The sequence below is a fragment of the Rhizobium atlanticum genome (assembly GCF_030182485.1).
Taxonomy (GTDB): domain Bacteria; phylum Pseudomonadota; class Alphaproteobacteria; order Rhizobiales; family Rhizobiaceae; genus Rhizobium.
This window is the reverse complement of sequence record NZ_JAQJCJ010000012.1, coordinates 1-15,653: the sequence shown is the minus strand read 5'-3', so window position 1 is coordinate 15,653 and position 15,653 is coordinate 1. Positions and strand designations below refer to the sequence as shown.

Annotated in this window: 12 protein-coding genes, 1 tRNA gene, 1 rRNA gene and 1 pseudogene; 4 read left to right on the top strand and 11 right to left on the bottom strand. The window is 60.0% G+C overall.

Annotated elements, in window-relative coordinates; translation table 11 throughout:
* The first annotated feature begins 3 nt into the window (after positions 1–3).
* Positions 4–1,269, top strand: a complete 1,266-nt coding sequence (gene nuoF, locus PH551_RS18020; protein WP_285194051.1) for an NADH-quinone oxidoreductase subunit NuoF — start codon at positions 4–6, stop codon at positions 1,267–1,269.
* 33 nt (positions 1,270–1,302) lie between these two features.
* Positions 1,303–3,882, top strand: coding sequence for an NADH-quinone oxidoreductase subunit NuoG (nuoG, locus tag PH551_RS18015; protein ID WP_285194371.1), 2,580 nt, complete (start codon positions 1,303–1,305; stop codon positions 3,880–3,882).
* A gap of 76 nt (positions 3,883–3,958) precedes the next feature.
* On the opposite strand, the gene PH551_RS18010 is transcribed toward nuoG, so the two are convergent.
* From PH551_RS18010 to PH551_RS17995, 4 genes are all read right to left on the bottom strand, one after another.
* On the bottom strand, positions 3,959–4,399 hold the full coding sequence (locus PH551_RS18010) for a CBS domain-containing protein (protein WP_085779269.1): 441 nt from the start codon (positions 4,397–4,399) through the stop codon (positions 3,959–3,961).
* A 43-nt stretch (positions 4,400–4,442) separates the two neighbouring features.
* Complete coding sequence (locus PH551_RS18005; protein WP_097600739.1) at positions 4,443–5,009, bottom strand: NADH-quinone oxidoreductase subunit I; 567 nt, start codon at positions 5,007–5,009, stop codon at positions 4,443–4,445.
* Positions 5,010–5,019: 10 nt separating this feature from the next.
* Positions 5,020–6,021, bottom strand: coding sequence for an NADH-quinone oxidoreductase subunit NuoH (gene nuoH / locus PH551_RS18000; RefSeq protein ID WP_285194370.1), 1,002 nt, complete (start codon positions 6,019–6,021; stop codon positions 5,020–5,022).
* A 262-nt stretch (positions 6,022–6,283) separates the two neighbouring features.
* A complete protein-coding gene (locus tag PH551_RS17995) occupies positions 6,284–6,475 on the bottom strand; it encodes a DUF6494 family protein (protein ID WP_285194050.1) in 192 nt (63 codons plus the stop codon).
* Between the two features lie 342 nt (positions 6,476–6,817).
* Here PH551_RS17995 and PH551_RS17990 point away from each other — a divergent pair.
* Both PH551_RS17990 and PH551_RS17985 read left to right on the top strand, forming a co-directional pair.
* Positions 6,818–7,072 (top strand): annotated as a pseudogene (locus PH551_RS17990) (DUF736 family protein); the annotation flags it as partial.
* 434 nt (positions 7,073–7,506) lie between these two features.
* Complete coding sequence (locus tag PH551_RS17985; RefSeq protein WP_285194048.1) at positions 7,507–10,398, top strand: ATP-binding protein; 2,892 nt, start codon at positions 7,507–7,509, stop codon at positions 10,396–10,398.
* Between the two features lie 94 nt (positions 10,399–10,492).
* On the opposite strand, the gene PH551_RS17980 is transcribed toward PH551_RS17985, so the two are convergent.
* From PH551_RS17980 to rrf, 7 genes are all read right to left on the bottom strand, one after another.
* The gene (locus PH551_RS17980) at positions 10,493–11,068 is read right to left on the bottom strand and encodes a cupin domain-containing protein (protein ID WP_285194047.1); all 576 of its coding nucleotides are present in this window, start codon (positions 11,066–11,068) and stop codon (positions 10,493–10,495) included.
* Between the two features lie 252 nt (positions 11,069–11,320).
* Positions 11,321–11,629, bottom strand: coding sequence for a putative quinol monooxygenase (locus PH551_RS17975; RefSeq protein ID WP_087000181.1), 309 nt, complete (start codon positions 11,627–11,629; stop codon positions 11,321–11,323).
* Positions 11,630–11,776: 147 nt separating this feature from the next.
* Positions 11,777–12,751 (bottom strand): alpha/beta fold hydrolase, encoded by a 975-nt coding sequence (locus PH551_RS17970; protein WP_285194046.1) that lies wholly within the window; start codon positions 12,749–12,751, stop codon positions 11,777–11,779.
* Positions 12,752–12,885: 134 nt separating this feature from the next.
* A complete protein-coding gene (locus PH551_RS17965; RefSeq protein WP_483315426.1) occupies positions 12,886–13,641 on the bottom strand; it encodes an alpha/beta hydrolase in 756 nt (251 codons plus the stop codon).
* A 168-nt stretch (positions 13,642–13,809) separates the two neighbouring features.
* On the bottom strand, positions 13,810–14,604 hold the full coding sequence (locus PH551_RS17960; protein WP_285194045.1) for a DJ-1/PfpI family protein: 795 nt from the start codon (positions 14,602–14,604) through the stop codon (positions 13,810–13,812).
* 463 nt (positions 14,605–15,067) lie between these two features.
* Positions 15,068–15,144, bottom strand: a tRNA-Met gene (locus PH551_RS17955).
* Positions 15,145–15,370: 226 nt separating this feature from the next.
* Positions 15,371–15,485: ribosomal RNA gene (gene rrf / locus PH551_RS17950) — 5S ribosomal RNA — on the bottom strand.
* Positions 15,486–15,653 lie beyond the last annotated feature (168 nt).

Sequence of the window (15,653 nt, the reverse complement as noted above, 5' to 3'; positions counted from 1 at the left end):
GCCATGTTCGAGCCAATTCTTCTCAAAAATGTCGATGTGGCGGATGGTCATTTGGTGTCGACCTACGAGGCCGGAGGCGGCTATCAGGCGCTGGCGAAGACCCTGCGCGAGTACACGCCCGACGAGGTTATCGACCTCGTCAAACGGTCCAACCTGCGCGGTCGCGGCGGTGCCGGATTCCCAACGGGCATGAAATGGGGTTTCGTGCCGAAGCGCACGGGCAAGCCGACATATCTGTGCTGCAACGCCGATGAGGGCGAACCGGGCACGTTCAAGGACCGGATCATCATGGAGCGCGACCCGCATCAACTGATCGAGGGGCTGGCGGTAAGTGCCTACGCGATTGGGGCCGAAACCGCCTATGTCTACATTCGCGGAGAATATGTGACGGCGATCCGCCGTCTGGAGCAAGCGATCGCGGAGGCCCACGCAAAGGGCTATCTCGGAAAGCGCATTCTGGGCTCGGATTTCAATTTCGCGGTACACATCCACTGCGGCGCCGGCGCCTATATCTGCGGCGAGGAGACTGCGATGCTCGAGTCGCTCGAGGGCAAGCGGGCGCAGCCGCGATTGAAACCTCCGTTTCCGGCCGTGGCCGGGCTCTACGCCAGCCCGACTGTGATCAACAATGTCGAGACGCTGGCCTGCGTGCCGCATATCGTGGCGCGGGGCGCGGACTGGTTCCGCGGCATCGGCCCGGACAAGAGCCCCGGCCCGAAGCTCTACTGCCTCAGCGGACAGGTGCGCAAACCCGGCCTCTACGAGTTGCCGATGGGCATACCGCTGCGCGAGCTGGTCGAAGAACATGCCGGCGGGACCTTGCAGGGACGCAAGATCAAGGCAGTGATCCCGGGCGGGGTCTCAGCGCCGGTCATCCCGGAGCACGGGCTGGAGGTGAGGATGGATTTCGACTCGCTGGCTGCCGCCGGCTCGATGCTCGGTTCAGCTGGCGTTATCGTAATCGACGATAGCACCTGCATGGTCAAGGTCGCCACCAGGATTGTCGAGTTCTTCCACCACGAGTCCTGCGGCAAGTGCACGCCCTGCCGGGAAGGATTGAACTGGGTCGTGAAAGTCCTGCGCCGGGTTGAAGGCGGCGAAGGTGCTGCCGGCGATCTGGAGCAACTGGAGATGCTCTGCAAGGGCATTTTCGGCAATACGTTTTGTGCCTTGGGTGATGGTGCAGCGATGGGATTGCGGGCAGCACTCACGCATTTCCGAGATGAATTCGTCGCCCATGTCGAGGAGCGGAGGTGCCCGTTTCACTGAAGGAGTGTGCTTGATCAGGGTTGTGAGGAAACCATGCTTAAAGTCACGATCGATGGACAAACGCTGGAAGTTGAGGCTGGCTCAACAGTGTTGCAGGCCGCCCGGCATTTGGGCATCGATATTCCGACCTTCTGCTATCTGAAGCGTCTGCCGCCGCTGGCCTCCTGCCGCATGTGTCTGGTGGAGATCGAGGGCCTGCGGCGGCTGCAGCCGTCCTGCGCTACTGCGGTCACCGATGGCATGGTCGTGCGGACGAATACGCCTCTGATCGAGGAAACGCGCTCTTCCATGCTCGACATGCTGCTCGCCAATCACCCCCTCGACTGCCCGATCTGCGACAAGGGCGGCGAATGCGAGCTTCAGAACATGGTAATGGCCTATGGGCCCCGCGAAAGCCAGTTCCGCGATGACAAACGTGTGTTCCACTCCGAGGACATTCGCCTCAGCCCGGTTATCATCATGAACGTCAACCGCTGCATCCAATGCCAGCGCTGCGTCCGGATGTGCGAGGAGGTCGTCGGCGCGGTGGCGCTGGGTACCGTCGAGAAAGGCATGGATACCGCCGTCACCGGCTTCGAGGGCAGTCTGGCGAGTTGCGACCAGTGCGGCAATTGCGTCGAGGTCTGCCCGGTCGGCGCGCTGATGAGCTTCCCCTACCGCTACAAGGCGCGCCCCTGGGATCTCGTGGAGACCGACACGATCTGCCCGCATTGTGGCACCGGTTGCCAGCTGACAGTTGGCACGCGCAAGGGCGAGTTCATGCGGGTGCGCTCGAAGTGGGACGAAGGTGTCAACCACGAAACTCTCTGCGTGCGAGGACGCTTCGGCCTCGATTTCGTTGCAAGCCGGGACCGGATCAAGCAGCCAATGATCCGTCAGGATGGCGCCCTGGTCCCGGTTTCCTGGGACGAAGCGGGGGATTATCTGCGCCGGCGACTGTTGGCTGTCGAGAGCAAGGAGGCCGGCGGGCTGGTCTCGCCTCGCCTGCCCAATGAGGTGCTTTATCAGTTCCAGAAGCTGATGCGAACAGTATTCCGGACCAACAACATTGATTGTTCGTCACGCTGGGCCGCGCCCTTCGATACGCTCGGCCCGCTATTGGGAACTTTCTACAGCCGCACACCGCTGGCCGACGTAATCGGCAACGACTGCGTGCTCGTCGTCGGCGGCAACGTGACCGAGGAGAATCCCGTGTCCGAATACCTGCTGCGAGACGCCGCGCGGCGGCGGCAGGCCGGATTGCTGATGCTTTCGGCGCGGCCCTCGCGCCTGGACGCCGATGCCAGGGTGGTGGTACGCGTGCCGCCGGGCGGAGAAGAGGCAAGCCTTGCGGCGGTGGTAGCCGCGCTCATGGCGGTGGCCCGTCAGACCTTGCCGGGCGACGCATTTGCGGACATCGGGGCGATGGTCGGCAGGCCGGCAACGGGCACCGGCAGCGACGGGCCGGATCGTCTGGCCACCGCGCTCAAGGAAGCCCGTAGCGTCACCGTGCTTGTCAGCGTCGACCTCCTGAGATCACCCGAAGCGCGCGCGACGCTGCTGCAGCTCTACAACCTGCTGCAGGTTCTCCGCCTGCTAGGCAAAGGCCCGGCGATGCAATTTCTCTTCGACCGTGCCAACCAGCTGGGAGCCTGGGACATGGGGGCCTTGCCGGCGGCTCTGCCGGGGCTGCGGGCAGTCGCCGATGACGCGGCGCGCGCAGCTCTTGCACGAAACTGGGGCGCCCAAATCCCGTCTGAACCCGGCGCGAATCTCGATGCCATGCTGGAGCTCTGCGTCGGTGGCCGGATGGGCGCGCTCTACATCGTCGGAACCGACCCCCTGATCGCCTATCCCGACCGGAACTTTGTGACGTCGGCGCTTGGCGCAGTTGATCTCCTGATCGTGCAGGACGCGTTCCTCACGGATACGGCGGGCATGGCCGAGGTCGTCTTGCCCGCGGCGGGATACGGCGAGGAATCCGGAACGTTCACCAACAACGAGGGCCGGATCCAGAATGTTCGCAAATTCCGTGAGCCCGTCTTCGACGCGCGAGGCAATCTGGCGATTATCGACTTCGTCGCCGCGCTACGCAGCCAGGCGTTGCCGCCATCGACGCGAGGCGAAATTTTCGACGAGATTGCCCGGCTGATTCCGGCCTATCAGGGGTTGACGCAGGACGGACTTGGCGGCGACGGCGCATTCACCAGGGCGGTGCCAACACTATCGGCTGGCGTGTTCCTTGCGCCGCCGTCCGCTCCAACAGCAGCCGACCGGCTCATGCTGATCACCGGCGACTGCCTGTTCCACAACGGATATCTTTCCGAACGGTCGGACACGCTGAACACAGTCGCGAACGATCCCTATGTCGCGATGAGCGCGCAGGATACTGCGGAGCTTGGCCTTTCGGATGGCGATCAGGTAATCGTGCGTTCCGGCCAGGGCGAACTGTCGGCGCAGCTCAAGGTCGACAGGCGGTTTCCCAAGGGCCTCGTCTTCGTTCCGGAAAACTATAGAGCCTTGCGTCTCAACAGCCTGCTGCGGCGGGGCGAATATCCATGCGTGGTGGAAGTCCAGAAGGCGCATGCCACTCCTGAGGTCGCCCCCCCAGGCCGGATCTGGCGCGGGGTTTGAGGATTTGGGATCGGGGGCACCGCAAGACTCCGTGGCAAGCTTCCCGCCCCAGCGTCATTACATCGAGTGGGCGGCGTCAGTGATACCTGGTACCGCATATGTAATCCTGCAGCTCCTGCTCTGTACGCTGCGCTTCGTCGAGCCTGTGCTTAACCACATCTCCGATGCTGACCACGCCGACAACGTTGCCTCCATCCGTGACCAACACATGGCGCGTACGCCGCTGGGTCATGATCCCCATCGCGACGGGTAGCAGATCTTGTGTCGAACACGTCGCGACATTGCGGTTCATGATGTCCGCGACCCGCATCGCCGCTGCCGCGGCCCCGTATTCCGCCACCGCATTGCAGCAATCCCGCTCCGACACTGTACCGAGGTATTTGCTGTTTGATCGGCTCACGACGACGAAGCCGATATTGTTGTCTCGAAACAACCTCAGTACCTCCACCATCGTCTGATCGGGGGCGACTGCGATGACACCGACACCCTTGTTCTTCATGATTTCACCGACAAACATCTGAGCCTCCTGTTCGAGCGCTTCGGTTTGATGGCTGGCGCTTTCATGTTCGCCGGATATTCCGCCACCAGTTGTAGCCGTGCGTCTCTTTCGTCTCGACGAGTACGTCCTTCTTCGTATTCAGGCGCGCGGCGACCACGCCACCGCCGGTTGCCGCCTTACCCGGCTTGGCGAGCAGATCGTCGCGCCCGATCACCAGGTCAGCAGAGGAAAAACTGGAAAATTCGTATTGTTGCCCAAGCGCGATTGCATCCGCCGGGCAGGCGTCCTCGCACAACCCGCAGAACAGGCAGCGGGCTGTGTCGATTTCAAATTTCGCCGGGTGCCGGCTGCCCTTCTCGTCCTCGTACGGGACGACTTCGATACAGTCGCAGGGACAGATCCGCGCGCAGAGTTCGCAGGCCACGCACTTGATCTCGCCCTCTTCATCACGCTTCAGAAAATGATGTCCGCGGTAACGCGAGTAGGGTAGCCATTTTTCGTTGTCCGGATATTGCATGGTCACGGATTTGGAGAACAGATATCCGAAGGTCAGAGCCAAGGCATTCGCCAGATCGGCGAAGAACGCCCAGCCAACCCATGTTCCAACTCTGTCCTGCGCGCGCGACATCGCCGCCTCGCTACGGGGCCGTTACGACCCCTAAAAGTACACCGGTTATAATTATGTTCGCCATCGACAGAGGAAGCAAGACCTTCCATCCGATCGCCATCAACTGATCGTAGCGGTAGCGGGGGAAAGTGAAGCGGAACCAAATAAACACATAGACGAAGAACGCGACCTTGAGAGCAAACCACAGGAGCGGTGGCAAGGGAATCAGAACACCGTTCCAACCGCCGAAGAACAGGATCACCACCAAGACCGACACAAGCAATACGATGGCATATTCGCTGACCATAAAGAAGGCAAAGCGGATACCGCTGTATTCGGTATGGAACCCGGCCCCTAGATCCCCTTCCGCTTCCGCCAGGTCGAAGGGAATGCGCTGCGCTTCGGCCAATCCGGCGACGAAGAACACCAAGAACCCGACCGGTTGGTAGACGATGTTCCAGACATCGGCCTGCGCCCGCACGATCTCGAGAAGGCTCATGGACTGCGCCAGCATGACCACGCCGATGACCGCGAACCCCATCGGGATTTCGTAGCTGATCATCTGGGCGCAGGTTCTGAGGCTGCCCAGGACAGCGTATTTGCTGTTGGAGGCCCAGCCGCCAAAGATGACGCCATAGACCTCGATCCCGATCACCGAGAAAACGAAAAGGAGCGCCACATTCATGTTGGAGACGTAGAGCGTGATCCCGTGGCCGAGGACCGAGACAGTTTCGCCGAAGGGGATCGCGACGAACACCACAAAGGGCGGAGCGAGCGCCAGGATTGGCGCCAGTTTGAACAGGAACCGGTCGGCCTCGGCCGGGATGTGATCCTCTTTCGTCAGGAGCTTGATTCCGTCCGCCACCGGCTGCAACAGCCCGTGCCATCCCACGCGCATCGGCCCCATCCGCTGCTGGATGTGCCCGGCGACCTTGCGTTCCAGCCAGGTGAGCGGCAATGGTAGCAACAGCAGGATCGCAATCAGGAACGCGACCTTCAAGAGGATTAGGCCAAGGGCGACGATAAGTTCCATCATCCGGACTACTTATTCATCGGGTTGAAGCGCGCGACCGGGCTTTGGCTCCGCTCGACAATGAGCACGGCGCACACTTGTCAGATTACATGGTACAACGGCGACGCACCTCACACAATGCCGTCGCCGTTATGCCGTCGCTCGACCCGTTACCAACAAAAAGCCCACCGTGTTGGCGGGCTATTTGTTTGGTTGCGGGGCCTGAAAACGCAGAAACTTGCAAAAATCGCGGAGATTCGAGGGTACTGAACGTAAGCGGTTTTTATGGAAGTTCGATTTCGCCATCCACCACGTGGTTGAGGCCGGTGCCTTCCGCCGTCAGCGTCACGCGGACCTTCAGCTTCTTGCCGCCGGACTTCCCTTCGCGCACTGTCTCCTCGATCTTGCGCTGCGAGGTGACGCCGACTTCCTTCAGGAACTTGCGAATCGACATATTGAAGGCGTCTTCGCTCATGACGGAACTCCTGTGTGCCCGGAAGGGATTATAGGGGAAGGCAAGTCGGCAAGGAAGCAGAACGGTGACGCGCGATCGCACCTAATCTCAAATGCACTCTCGTGATGCAGCGGAACCCGAGATGGGAAGTTGAGATATCGACCGGCTGGGCCACCGCAGTGGGGCGACAGCCCTGGCCAAAGAACAAAGCTCCGCGACGCGTTTGGCTAGGCAGTTCTTCAGAAACGGCAAAGCCCCGTCAGCTTGCCGAGCAGGTCTTTGGGGCCTGGGAATATTGGTTGCGGGGGCTCGCAACCAACGATTCCTGCGATTGGTCGAGAGGGCTATCCCAAAGCTGGCCGCATGATACTGACGCGGTTTAGAGCGGGCGTCTCGGCCACTAGTTCGACGATGAATTTTGCTGATAAGCCTGTGTGGCCTCTTCCGGCGTGCCCAACGTTTGAACGGGATAGCCGCCAAGAGAGAAGCTCAACTTGCTCGACAGCTTCGGCCGACGATCCAGGCTTCAACGCCCCGATCTACGCCAAGTTCTTCGACGACGAGGAAGGCGACACCTTCTCGCTGATCTGGTCCCGCCCCAACGGGCGGCGCGGCGACTACGACCCGCGCGAGGCCCAACCTTCCGGCCGGGGCCTGCCGGTACAGGGACTTCTTAAGCCATGACAGACAACAAAGCCACGCGCCGGTTCCATCAGAAATCTAGTCAAAACGCCGTAGGGCGACTATTGTAGTTGAAACGCTTTTGACACAAATTCAGCTTACAAAACACGGAACGTTCTGGCTTAATTTCATCAAGACCTTAAGAATACTTGCTCGCCGTGCCATCCTATTTTTAGCGTACTCGGTGGCCCCTGCTTAGTCGATCGACCGAGTTGTTGTATCGATACTTCACAGGGGGCACGCAAATGGCCTCATGAGCCGTACAGCTCCGGATCTGGCGAGATGTTGGTTTGCCCCCTGCATGACTGCTCACCGAAGTGCTATTTAAATTTTCATTCGTATCAAGAGAGAACTCTCGAAGGAAAGGAATTATGACTAGCGACCTCGCCGAGCGGTCTTTGCGGTCTTACTCCTTCGGGCCGTTCATGCTGATTCCCGAACGCCAACTGCTCTTGCAAGGCGAGGCGCCCGTTCGGATCGGAGGCCGCGCGCTGGACATCCTGACGGCACTAGTCGAGCGGCCTGGCGAACCAGTAAGCAAACGCGAGTTAATGGCTCGCGCTTGGCCAAACATCATCGTTGACGAAGGTAACCTCAAGGTCAACATGGCGGCGTTGCGGCGAACGCTTGGGGACGGACCTGGCGCCGCGAAATATATCGCGACGGTGACTGGACGCGGATATCAGTTCACTTCTCCAGTCCAGAGACATGGATCATCGGGCCTTGCGGCGCCCTTTCGTTCGCCAACACCACGCAATCACAATTTGCCGATTGCGACGTCGGCGATCTTTGGAAGAGCAGATACGATTGATGCTATTCGACGGGATCTGGGAGAATCCCGCCTGGTGTCGATCGTTGGCGCCGGCGGTATCGGAAAGACGACAGTGGCGCTCGCTGTCGCCGAGCACGAACTTAAGACGTTTAAGGATGGCGTCTGGCTTGTTGATCTGGCGCTTCTGAAGGACCCGGCCCTAACGCCCAACGCCATAGCGACGGCACTCGGCCTGGCGGTCCATTCTATAGACGCCCTTGCCGGCCTATGTGAATCCTTGCGTGATCGCGAGGTGTTGCTCGTGCTCGACAGTTGCGAACACATCATTGACGCTGCGGCGTCCTGCGCAGACCGCCTCCTGGCTGAAGTTGCCGGCGTGAGGATCCTCGCCACCAGCCGTGAACCACTTCGAGTAAAAGGGGAACGCGTGCGAAGGCTTCCGGGACTCGGCGCGCCGCCGCGCTCGTCTCGGCTAAGCGCCGCCGAAGCAATGTCATTCCCTGCCATTGAGCTTTTTGTGGACCGAGCGACCAACAGCTTCGAACTGTTTGAGTTGCATGACGTCGATGCGCCGGCCGCTGCCGAGATATGCTGGAGACTTGATGGTCTGGCGCTTGCAATAGAACTTGCCGCGACACGCATCGATGCATTCGGGGTCGGCGGTCTGTTGAAGCAACTTGACGATCGATTCCGCCTTCTTGTCGGGCGGCGGGCGGGCCCGGAGCGGCATCGCACCCTGATTGAAACGCTCGACTGGAGCTACGGCCTGCTGACGGAAAGCGAGACCGCGCTGCTACGCGCTGTATCCGTTTTCGCAGGTCTTTTCGATATCGAAGGCGCTTCGGCAGTGTCGAACGTCACTCCCGCCGAAACGGCAGATGCCGTGGCACAGCTTGCGGCGAAGTCTTTGCTTGCGTTTGATGTCGACACCGACGGCGTCGCTTATCGCCTCCTTGAGACAACGCGAACGTATTGTCTCGAACGACTGCGGGTCAGCGGCGTGGATCAGATCATTCGCCAACGCCACGCGGAGCATGTGTGCGCGGTGCTCGAGCGGGCCACGGTCGAGTGGGCTGAACGCCCGGCCCGTGAATGGGAAGCCGCCTATGGGCGCGTCCTCGACGATTTGCGCGGCGCACTCACCTGGACAGCTCAGGATGAAGCGAATCGGTCACTGCGCATCCGGCTGACCGTCGCCGGGCTCCTGCTCTGGAACCATCTGTCGCTCACCGAAGAATGCCGCGTTCATGTTTCGCAGGCGATTGAAGAACTTGGCCCGGCGGGACTCGCCGGCAGCGTGTTTGAGATGCAGCTTCAGGTGTGGCTTGGTGGCGCTACCATGTTCACGCAGGGCCTCATACCTCAAGCGAGAGACGCGATGCAACGGGCGTTGGACATCGCCGTTCAGATTGGCGACACAGATTGCCGCGTTCGTTGCCTTCGGTTGATTGGAGTGTTTGAACTTTTCAGCGGCGAGAACGACGCCGCGGTCCGCACGCTTGAGAACTTCGCCTCGGTTGCAGCCACGGAAGTCCCTTCCGCCGTGTTGGAGGCGGAAGTAGCCCTCGGGATCGGCAAACTCTTCATCGGCCAGCTGCACGACGTCCGGCAACGCTTCGAACGTCGTCACCTGCTCAATCTGGAAGACATCAACGATACCCAACGCTTAAGGCGGCACGTGCGATACCTCTCCGATAGGATTGTCGATGTGACGAATCTATTGTCGCATGCACAATGGTTGACGGGTTCGCCGGACACTGCCCTGGACACTGCGCGGGCAACAGTCGACTACGCGTCCAAGACCAAGCATCACCTTTCGTTGGGCAATGCGCTCTCGTGGATCTGTCCGGTATTCTATTGGACAGGACGTTATGAAGAATGTGACCGTTATGTCACCATGCTCGATGACCAGGCTAGGCGGCACGGATTCGACGTCCGGCGCCCGGTCGCCATGTTCTATCGTGCGGCATTGGCATGTGCGCAAAGCGCCGCCCCGGGTGAGGAGGTCGAGAACCTCGAGCGAGCCATTGCGGATTTCCACCGAACGAAGCATTTGGCGCGATTGCCGTTCTACCTGGGCGTCCTCGCGGACTTCCAGGCCAAGCAAGGTCGTCTTGGCGACGCGGAAACCACGATCCGAGCCGCGCTTGACCGAGCAGATGCAAAAAATGACCACTGGTGCCTGCCCGAGGTCTTGCGAGTCCAAGCCTCCATTCTGCTCGCTCAAGGCCAGGCGGACAGGGCGGAGGCGCAACTCATCAAGTCGATGGCGCTTGCGCAGGAAATAGGTGCGTTGTCATGGCGATTGCGTGCAGCCAACGACCTCGCACGACTCTGGCGCGCTGGGTCAAAGGCCGATGGTGCCTACAAGATGCTGTTGCCGATATTCAGCGAATTCATCGAGGGGTTCGAGACACACGACCTTGCCGTTGCCGCTGACCTGCTCGCCTCGCTCACACGCTCCGGAGACAGCCAGGCCACTTTCTCTTAAGAGCCCGCCCGTGATCCGACTTCGAAGCGGCCTGCCTTCGATTCCCTGCTAAAAAATTTCCTCCAGCCCGCGCAAGAGCGGAGCAGCGGCAGGCCTATCGACGCGCAAGCGCTGCAGCGATCGACGGCTCATATTGTCCGTCTATTTGAATGAACAGCATGCGGCACAGTTTGCCAGAGCGGTTCGCCCAAGCATGGTTGGTGCCGCGCTGGATTACGACGCTGTAGGGCTTGAGCGGCACTTCGGAATCGTCGAGCATCAGCGTCATCTCGCCATCGATAACGATGCCATAGTCAACGGCCTCGCTCCGATGCATCATCGGGTGCGGCGAATCCGCCTTTACAGTCAAGCCGCTGGGATCATTGACCTCGTTGAACAGCTCCTTCATCTGCAATGTGCCATCGGCAAGGTATTCGGCGTCTGGCGGCATGTCGACGAAACGGATGCGGGTGCCATGCTTCGGCGGCTGGTGCATCAGCGCACCGGTGGTCGGATCGGCACTATTGTCCACTTGCGCCGGCGTGCCGCGCGTTTCCCAAACCTCATGGAAGATCATCCCGGGAATGGCATTCAATTCGACGACTGTTGGCAGCGGGCCGTCGATCGCGACGATGGACTTGCCATCGGCATCATGTCCGGTGACGACGCGGTGGATTGCTGGAAAGGACATGGATATGCTCCTTGAGGGCAGGCGGCGGTACTTTAGCGCGACATAATAGCGAAGAGAGGTGCGGTATTTCTAGAGCCGCGATACAATGCAGGCGATAGTATCGGCGGTTGCCTTTTCCTTGCCCAGTCATTGAACGTATCGTGAAAGAGCTCTTCGCAGAGCTTCAAGGTATCGGAGATCGAGCGTGAGATTAAGCATGCATTTGCCGTGTTACGCCTCTGGAAGGCGGGTCCCGATCTCGAAAACATGGTGCTAAACGCGAGCATGCCCGACCTCGATCGGACTCAGCACCAACGCGGTGCGGTCTGCCAGATCCCCGATCTGCGCGAGATAGTTCTTATAGTGGTGGGTCTCACGATGTGCTGCGACGGCCGCGCCATCGACATACAGTTCATCGAGAACGTACCGGTCGGGACGAGACTGGTCCTGCCAAATATCCCATCGCAGATTGCCCGGCTCTGCTCGGCAATCCGATGCCATTCCGAGAAGCAGTGCCTGCAGCTTCTCGGCCTTGTCTGGACGAGAGGTGAGGATTGCGGTGATCTTAACGTGCGATGACATGGACGAAGCCTTTCAATCTCCGACATGAGCCACTCAAGGCTACGGCAGTTGATACCCGAGCCCCTGGGTTGGCCAGCGTCCAAAGCGAGCGGAACTGTTGCATTGTCCGCCTGAAATGACCGCCAGGGCGTGGCGAATGGCTCTCGATTAATGCCTTGCGACTTTTCGATCGAGGAAATCGCGGATCAGCGGCGCCATCTCATCCAGCTTGTCTTCAAGGGCGAAATGGCCTGTGTCGAGGAGGTGCATTTCAGCGTGCGGAAGATCACGCAAGTAAGGATGTGCGCCGTCCTCCGGGAAGATCTTGTCGTTCCTGCCCCAGACGATCAGCGTCGGCGGCTTGCGTTCGCGGAAGAAGGCCTGGAACTGCGGGTAGAGCGGGACGTTCGTGCCGTAATCGTGGAAGAGATCGAGCTGGATATCCTTGTTACCCGGCCGGTCGAGCAAGGCCTGATCATGAACCCAGTTGTCGGGGCTGATGCGTGTGAGGTCCTTGACGCCGTCCGTGTACTGGAACTTGGTGGTCTCGAGGACTACCAGATTGGAGAGCGCCTCGCGCTTCTCCTTCGAATCATCGGCCCAGTAGGCCTTGATCGGATCCCAGAACTCGCACAGGCCTTCTTCATAGGCATTGCCGTTCTGGACGATCAACCCGCTCACCCGTTCCGGGTGCTTGAGAGACAGACGGTAGCCGACCGGTGCGCCGTAATCCATGACATACATGGCGTACTTCTTGGCGCCGATCTGGTTCATGAGCGTGTCGACCATGTCTGCGTAACGGGCGAACGTGTAAGCGAACTTGGTGTGATCGGGTGCATCACTCTGACCGAAGCCCGGATAGTCAGGCGCGATGACGTGATAGCGATCCGCGAGCAGCGGAATGAGGTTGCGAAACATGTGCGAGGATGTCGGGAAGCCGTGCAGAAGCAGGACGACCAGCCCATCGGACGGACCGGCTTCACGATAGAACATGTTGATGCCATCGATCTTGGCCGAACGATAGTGCACGGTGACCGACACCTGCTGGGTGATCGCAGCCTGCTTGGGAGGAGCGGCGACGGCTTGGGAAAAGGGAGCAAAGCTGACGGTAGTAAGCACCAGGGAAATGATCAGTCTGTTCATTGTCATCTCCATAATTTATTGCGGCTGAGCGCGAGGCTGATTCAATATTTAGGAGGAAATCTCCTCGCACTGATCCAAGACGGCCGTCTAGCTCCACTCGTCGCGGCACGGAGGCAGTAGTCCGGGTGCCATAGCTACTTTGTCCCAGCCGCAGCGCTAGTGATGAAGTCGACGACAGCCTTGGAATGCGACAGCATCACCGCATGGCTGCTCTGGATTTCGATGACCTTCGCGCCAGCCCTCGCGGCCATGGAGCGCTGTCCGCTAGGTGGAATCATGCGATCCAGCGCGGTCACCATGAAATAGCTCGGCTTCTGCTTCCAAGCTGGGCTGGTTATCTTGGTCTGAATGGCCCCGAGCCCCCAAGGCACCTGAGCTGCAGCCATGAACCGCGTCGTCGAGATATCGACATCGGCGGCAAAGGCGGCGGGAAACTTCGCCGGATCGACGAGGATGAAACCGTCGTTCGGCGGGAGCAGCGGAGCCCCCTCTTCGCCGGGATGTGGTGCAGTTGCCAGATCGAATACCGATTCTCCCGCCGCCGGCGCAAAGGCGGCGATGTAGACAAGGCTCCTGACCTTCGCGTCGCCACCCACCTCGGTGATTACGGCCCCGCCATAGGAGTGGCCGACAAGCACCACTGGATGCGTGGCACTGGCGATGACCTCCTTGGTCGCCGCGACATCACCATCCAAGGTGATCGTGGGATTCTGCACAACCAGGACTTCATATCCGTCCGCTGACAGCATGTTGTAGACAAGCTCCCAGCCGGAGGCGTCGACGAACGCTCCATGCACAAGAACGATCGAGACTGGCTTCTCCGCGGCGGCGGAGGCGACCGGAGCAAAAGCAATCATGGCAGCGAGTAATCTCCAAACTGACCGTTTCATTAGTGTCTCCATCAATCTCTGAGCTGCGCCTAGCCGGCCGCGGCGAGGAGCTTTTCGACTGTCTTGTCAGTGCTCCACACGCCGTTGGCCATGAAGCGGTAGGTGATGGCGCGGCGAGATAGCCATCGCCGTCGGGCAGCTGCGGGAGGGCAAGGCGGCACTGCCGTGTCACGCTGCAGCGCGCTTCCGGTCCAATGCAGCGATCAGGGCCGCGGCGATCGGATGATCCGAGCGCGGATTCTGACCGGTGATCAGCTCGCGATCCTCGATCACATAGGGCTCGAAGTCCGGTCCGGTATCCACGATGGCACCGGCAAGGCCCAGCGCGAACGGCATGTCGAAATAGATCTTGGCGTGCAGGATGGTGTCCTCGATCACCTTCTCCTCGGCCTTCTCGAACACCGTCATCCTGTAGCCGGCATATTGCCAACCCTGGGACCATTCCTTCGCCTTTTCGGGATCGCCGGCAATCAGCGCCGCGCGAAACTCGCGCGCATACGGCATCGCCGCGACCGAGGAGATCGGTCCGTGACATAGCATAGCGGTCGGCTTCTCATGCTCGTGGAAATGGCGCAGGATCTCGCCGATTTCCTGGTCCTGCATCAGATCGACGATCGGCGCCTGGCCGCCAGGGATGAAGATGGCAGCATAATTGTCCAGCCCCTCGTCGAGGACCGAGCGCAGGGTACGTGCCTTCATCGATGGGTCGTCCGCGTAGAACACCTTGGCGTGCTCATAGGCGGCCACATCCCCGCCGAAATGTGCGGGGGCATCCGAAGCCTTGTCGATCGTCGGCGGAGTCCCGTCCGGCGTCGCGAGCACCACCTCATAGCCGGCTTCGATCAGGGCCATCGCCGGCACGACCGTCTCATTGAGATACTGGCCGGTGACACCCCAATAGCCGCCTTTTGTCTCGATCCGGGTCGCGTTGGACCCAAGAACCACGACTTTTCCCTTACTCATGACTTCCTCCGTGCCTTGCGTTACGAGTGCAGCGATGGAGTAAGCCTTATACTTTTCTGCTCTGGACGGGGGTTAGGTGCGGTTAAATCCGGTAAGGTGCTTTTGCGGTCCCTGATCCGGTAAGGTCGTTTTATGGTACCGGCGACACACCGCTCAATGTGGCGCGATCCCCAGGAGAAGCCCTCTACGGACGAAATCTATAAAAATGGGGATATTGGTGGCACGACCGCACGTTGATAGCTAATGGGATGCGAGAGCCGAGACGAGGCAGGCCACACCCTATTTCAGAGAGGCGGCAAATGCGTTGCAGACGATCCGGCCCGCGGAATTCCTGACCCGAAACGAGCTGAACATGGGGGATCGGACTCCGGCGTCGTTCGCTGAACGCATGTTGTGACGTTCCCCCAGAAACGCAAAACCCGCCATGAGGCGGGCTTTTTGCGTGTTGTGTTTATGGAAGGTTTGGTTGCGGGGGCAGGATTTGAACCTGCGGCCTTCAGGTTATGAGCCTGACGAGCTACCGGGCTGCTCCACCCCGCGTTATTTTATTCCGGACTGTCTGAGCCCGGGAGCGATGTCAGGCGTAGCCTGACGAGGTGAGGCCGTTAAGAGATGGATCCGGTGGATCGATCTTAGGCCGAACGGGCTGCTCCAGCCCGCGGTATTTATTATAACACGAAAGGCCGCGTTGAGCGGCCCTTTGTTTCGGCTTTGGGCCGTTGGCTTGTGATTGAGAAGATTTTATCAACTGAGTTGCGTTTGGCAGACCTGGCAGCGACCTACTCTCCCGCGTCTTAAGACGAAGTACCATGGGCGCAGGGGCGTTTCACGGCCGTGTTCGGAAAGGGAACGGGTGCAGCCACCCCGCCATAACCACCAGGTCGGCAAAGCGCAACTTGTTGTTTGAGAAGCTGGTACACGAGTGACTAGTGATTAGTGACTAGTCGGTAGTGGTTTGTTTGAACACGTCTTTGAGGCTTGTGATGGAATGGGGGAGTGCAGCGATTTCCCGCTACTCACTACCGCCTATTCACTACTCACTTCATCAG

Bases quoted from the DNA above. Each gene is read 5' to 3' on its own strand.
- PH551_RS17995 (WP_285194050.1), bottom strand. From the start codon at position 6,475: ATGAGCGAAGACGCCTTCAATATGTCGATTCGCAAGTTCCTGAAGGAA.
- nuoG (WP_285194371.1), top strand. From the start codon at position 1,303: ATGCTTAAAGTCACGATCGATGGACAAACGCTGGAAGTTGAGGCTGGC.
- PH551_RS18005 (WP_097600739.1), bottom strand. From the start codon at position 5,009: ATGTCGCGCGCGCAGGACAGAGTTGGAACATGGGTTGGCTGGGCGTTC.
- PH551_RS17960 (WP_285194045.1), bottom strand. From the start codon at position 14,604: ATGAGTAAGGGAAAAGTCGTGGTTCTTGGGTCCAACGCGACCCGGATC.
- PH551_RS17970 (WP_285194046.1), bottom strand. From the start codon at position 12,751: ATGAACAGACTGATCATTTCCCTGGTGCTTACTACCGTCAGCTTTGCT.
- nuoF (WP_285194051.1), top strand. From the start codon at position 4: ATGTTCGAGCCAATTCTTCTCAAAAATGTCGATGTGGCGGATGGTCAT.
- PH551_RS17975 (WP_087000181.1), bottom strand. From the start codon at position 11,629: ATGTCATCGCACGTTAAGATCACCGCAATCCTCACCTCTCGTCCAGAC.
- PH551_RS18010 (WP_085779269.1), bottom strand. From the start codon at position 4,399: ATGTTTGTCGGTGAAATCATGAAGAACAAGGGTGTCGGTGTCATCGCA.
- nuoH (WP_285194370.1), bottom strand. From the start codon at position 6,021: ATGGAACTTATCGTCGCCCTTGGCCTAATCCTCTTGAAGGTCGCGTTC.
- PH551_RS17980 (WP_285194047.1), bottom strand. From the start codon at position 11,068: ATGTCCTTTCCAGCAATCCACCGCGTCGTCACCGGACATGATGCCGAT.
- PH551_RS17965 (WP_483315426.1), bottom strand. From the start codon at position 13,641: ATGAAACGGTCAGTTTGGAGATTACTCGCTGCCATGATTGCTTTTGCT.
- PH551_RS17985 (WP_285194048.1), top strand. From the start codon at position 7,507: ATGACTAGCGACCTCGCCGAGCGGTCTTTGCGGTCTTACTCCTTCGGG.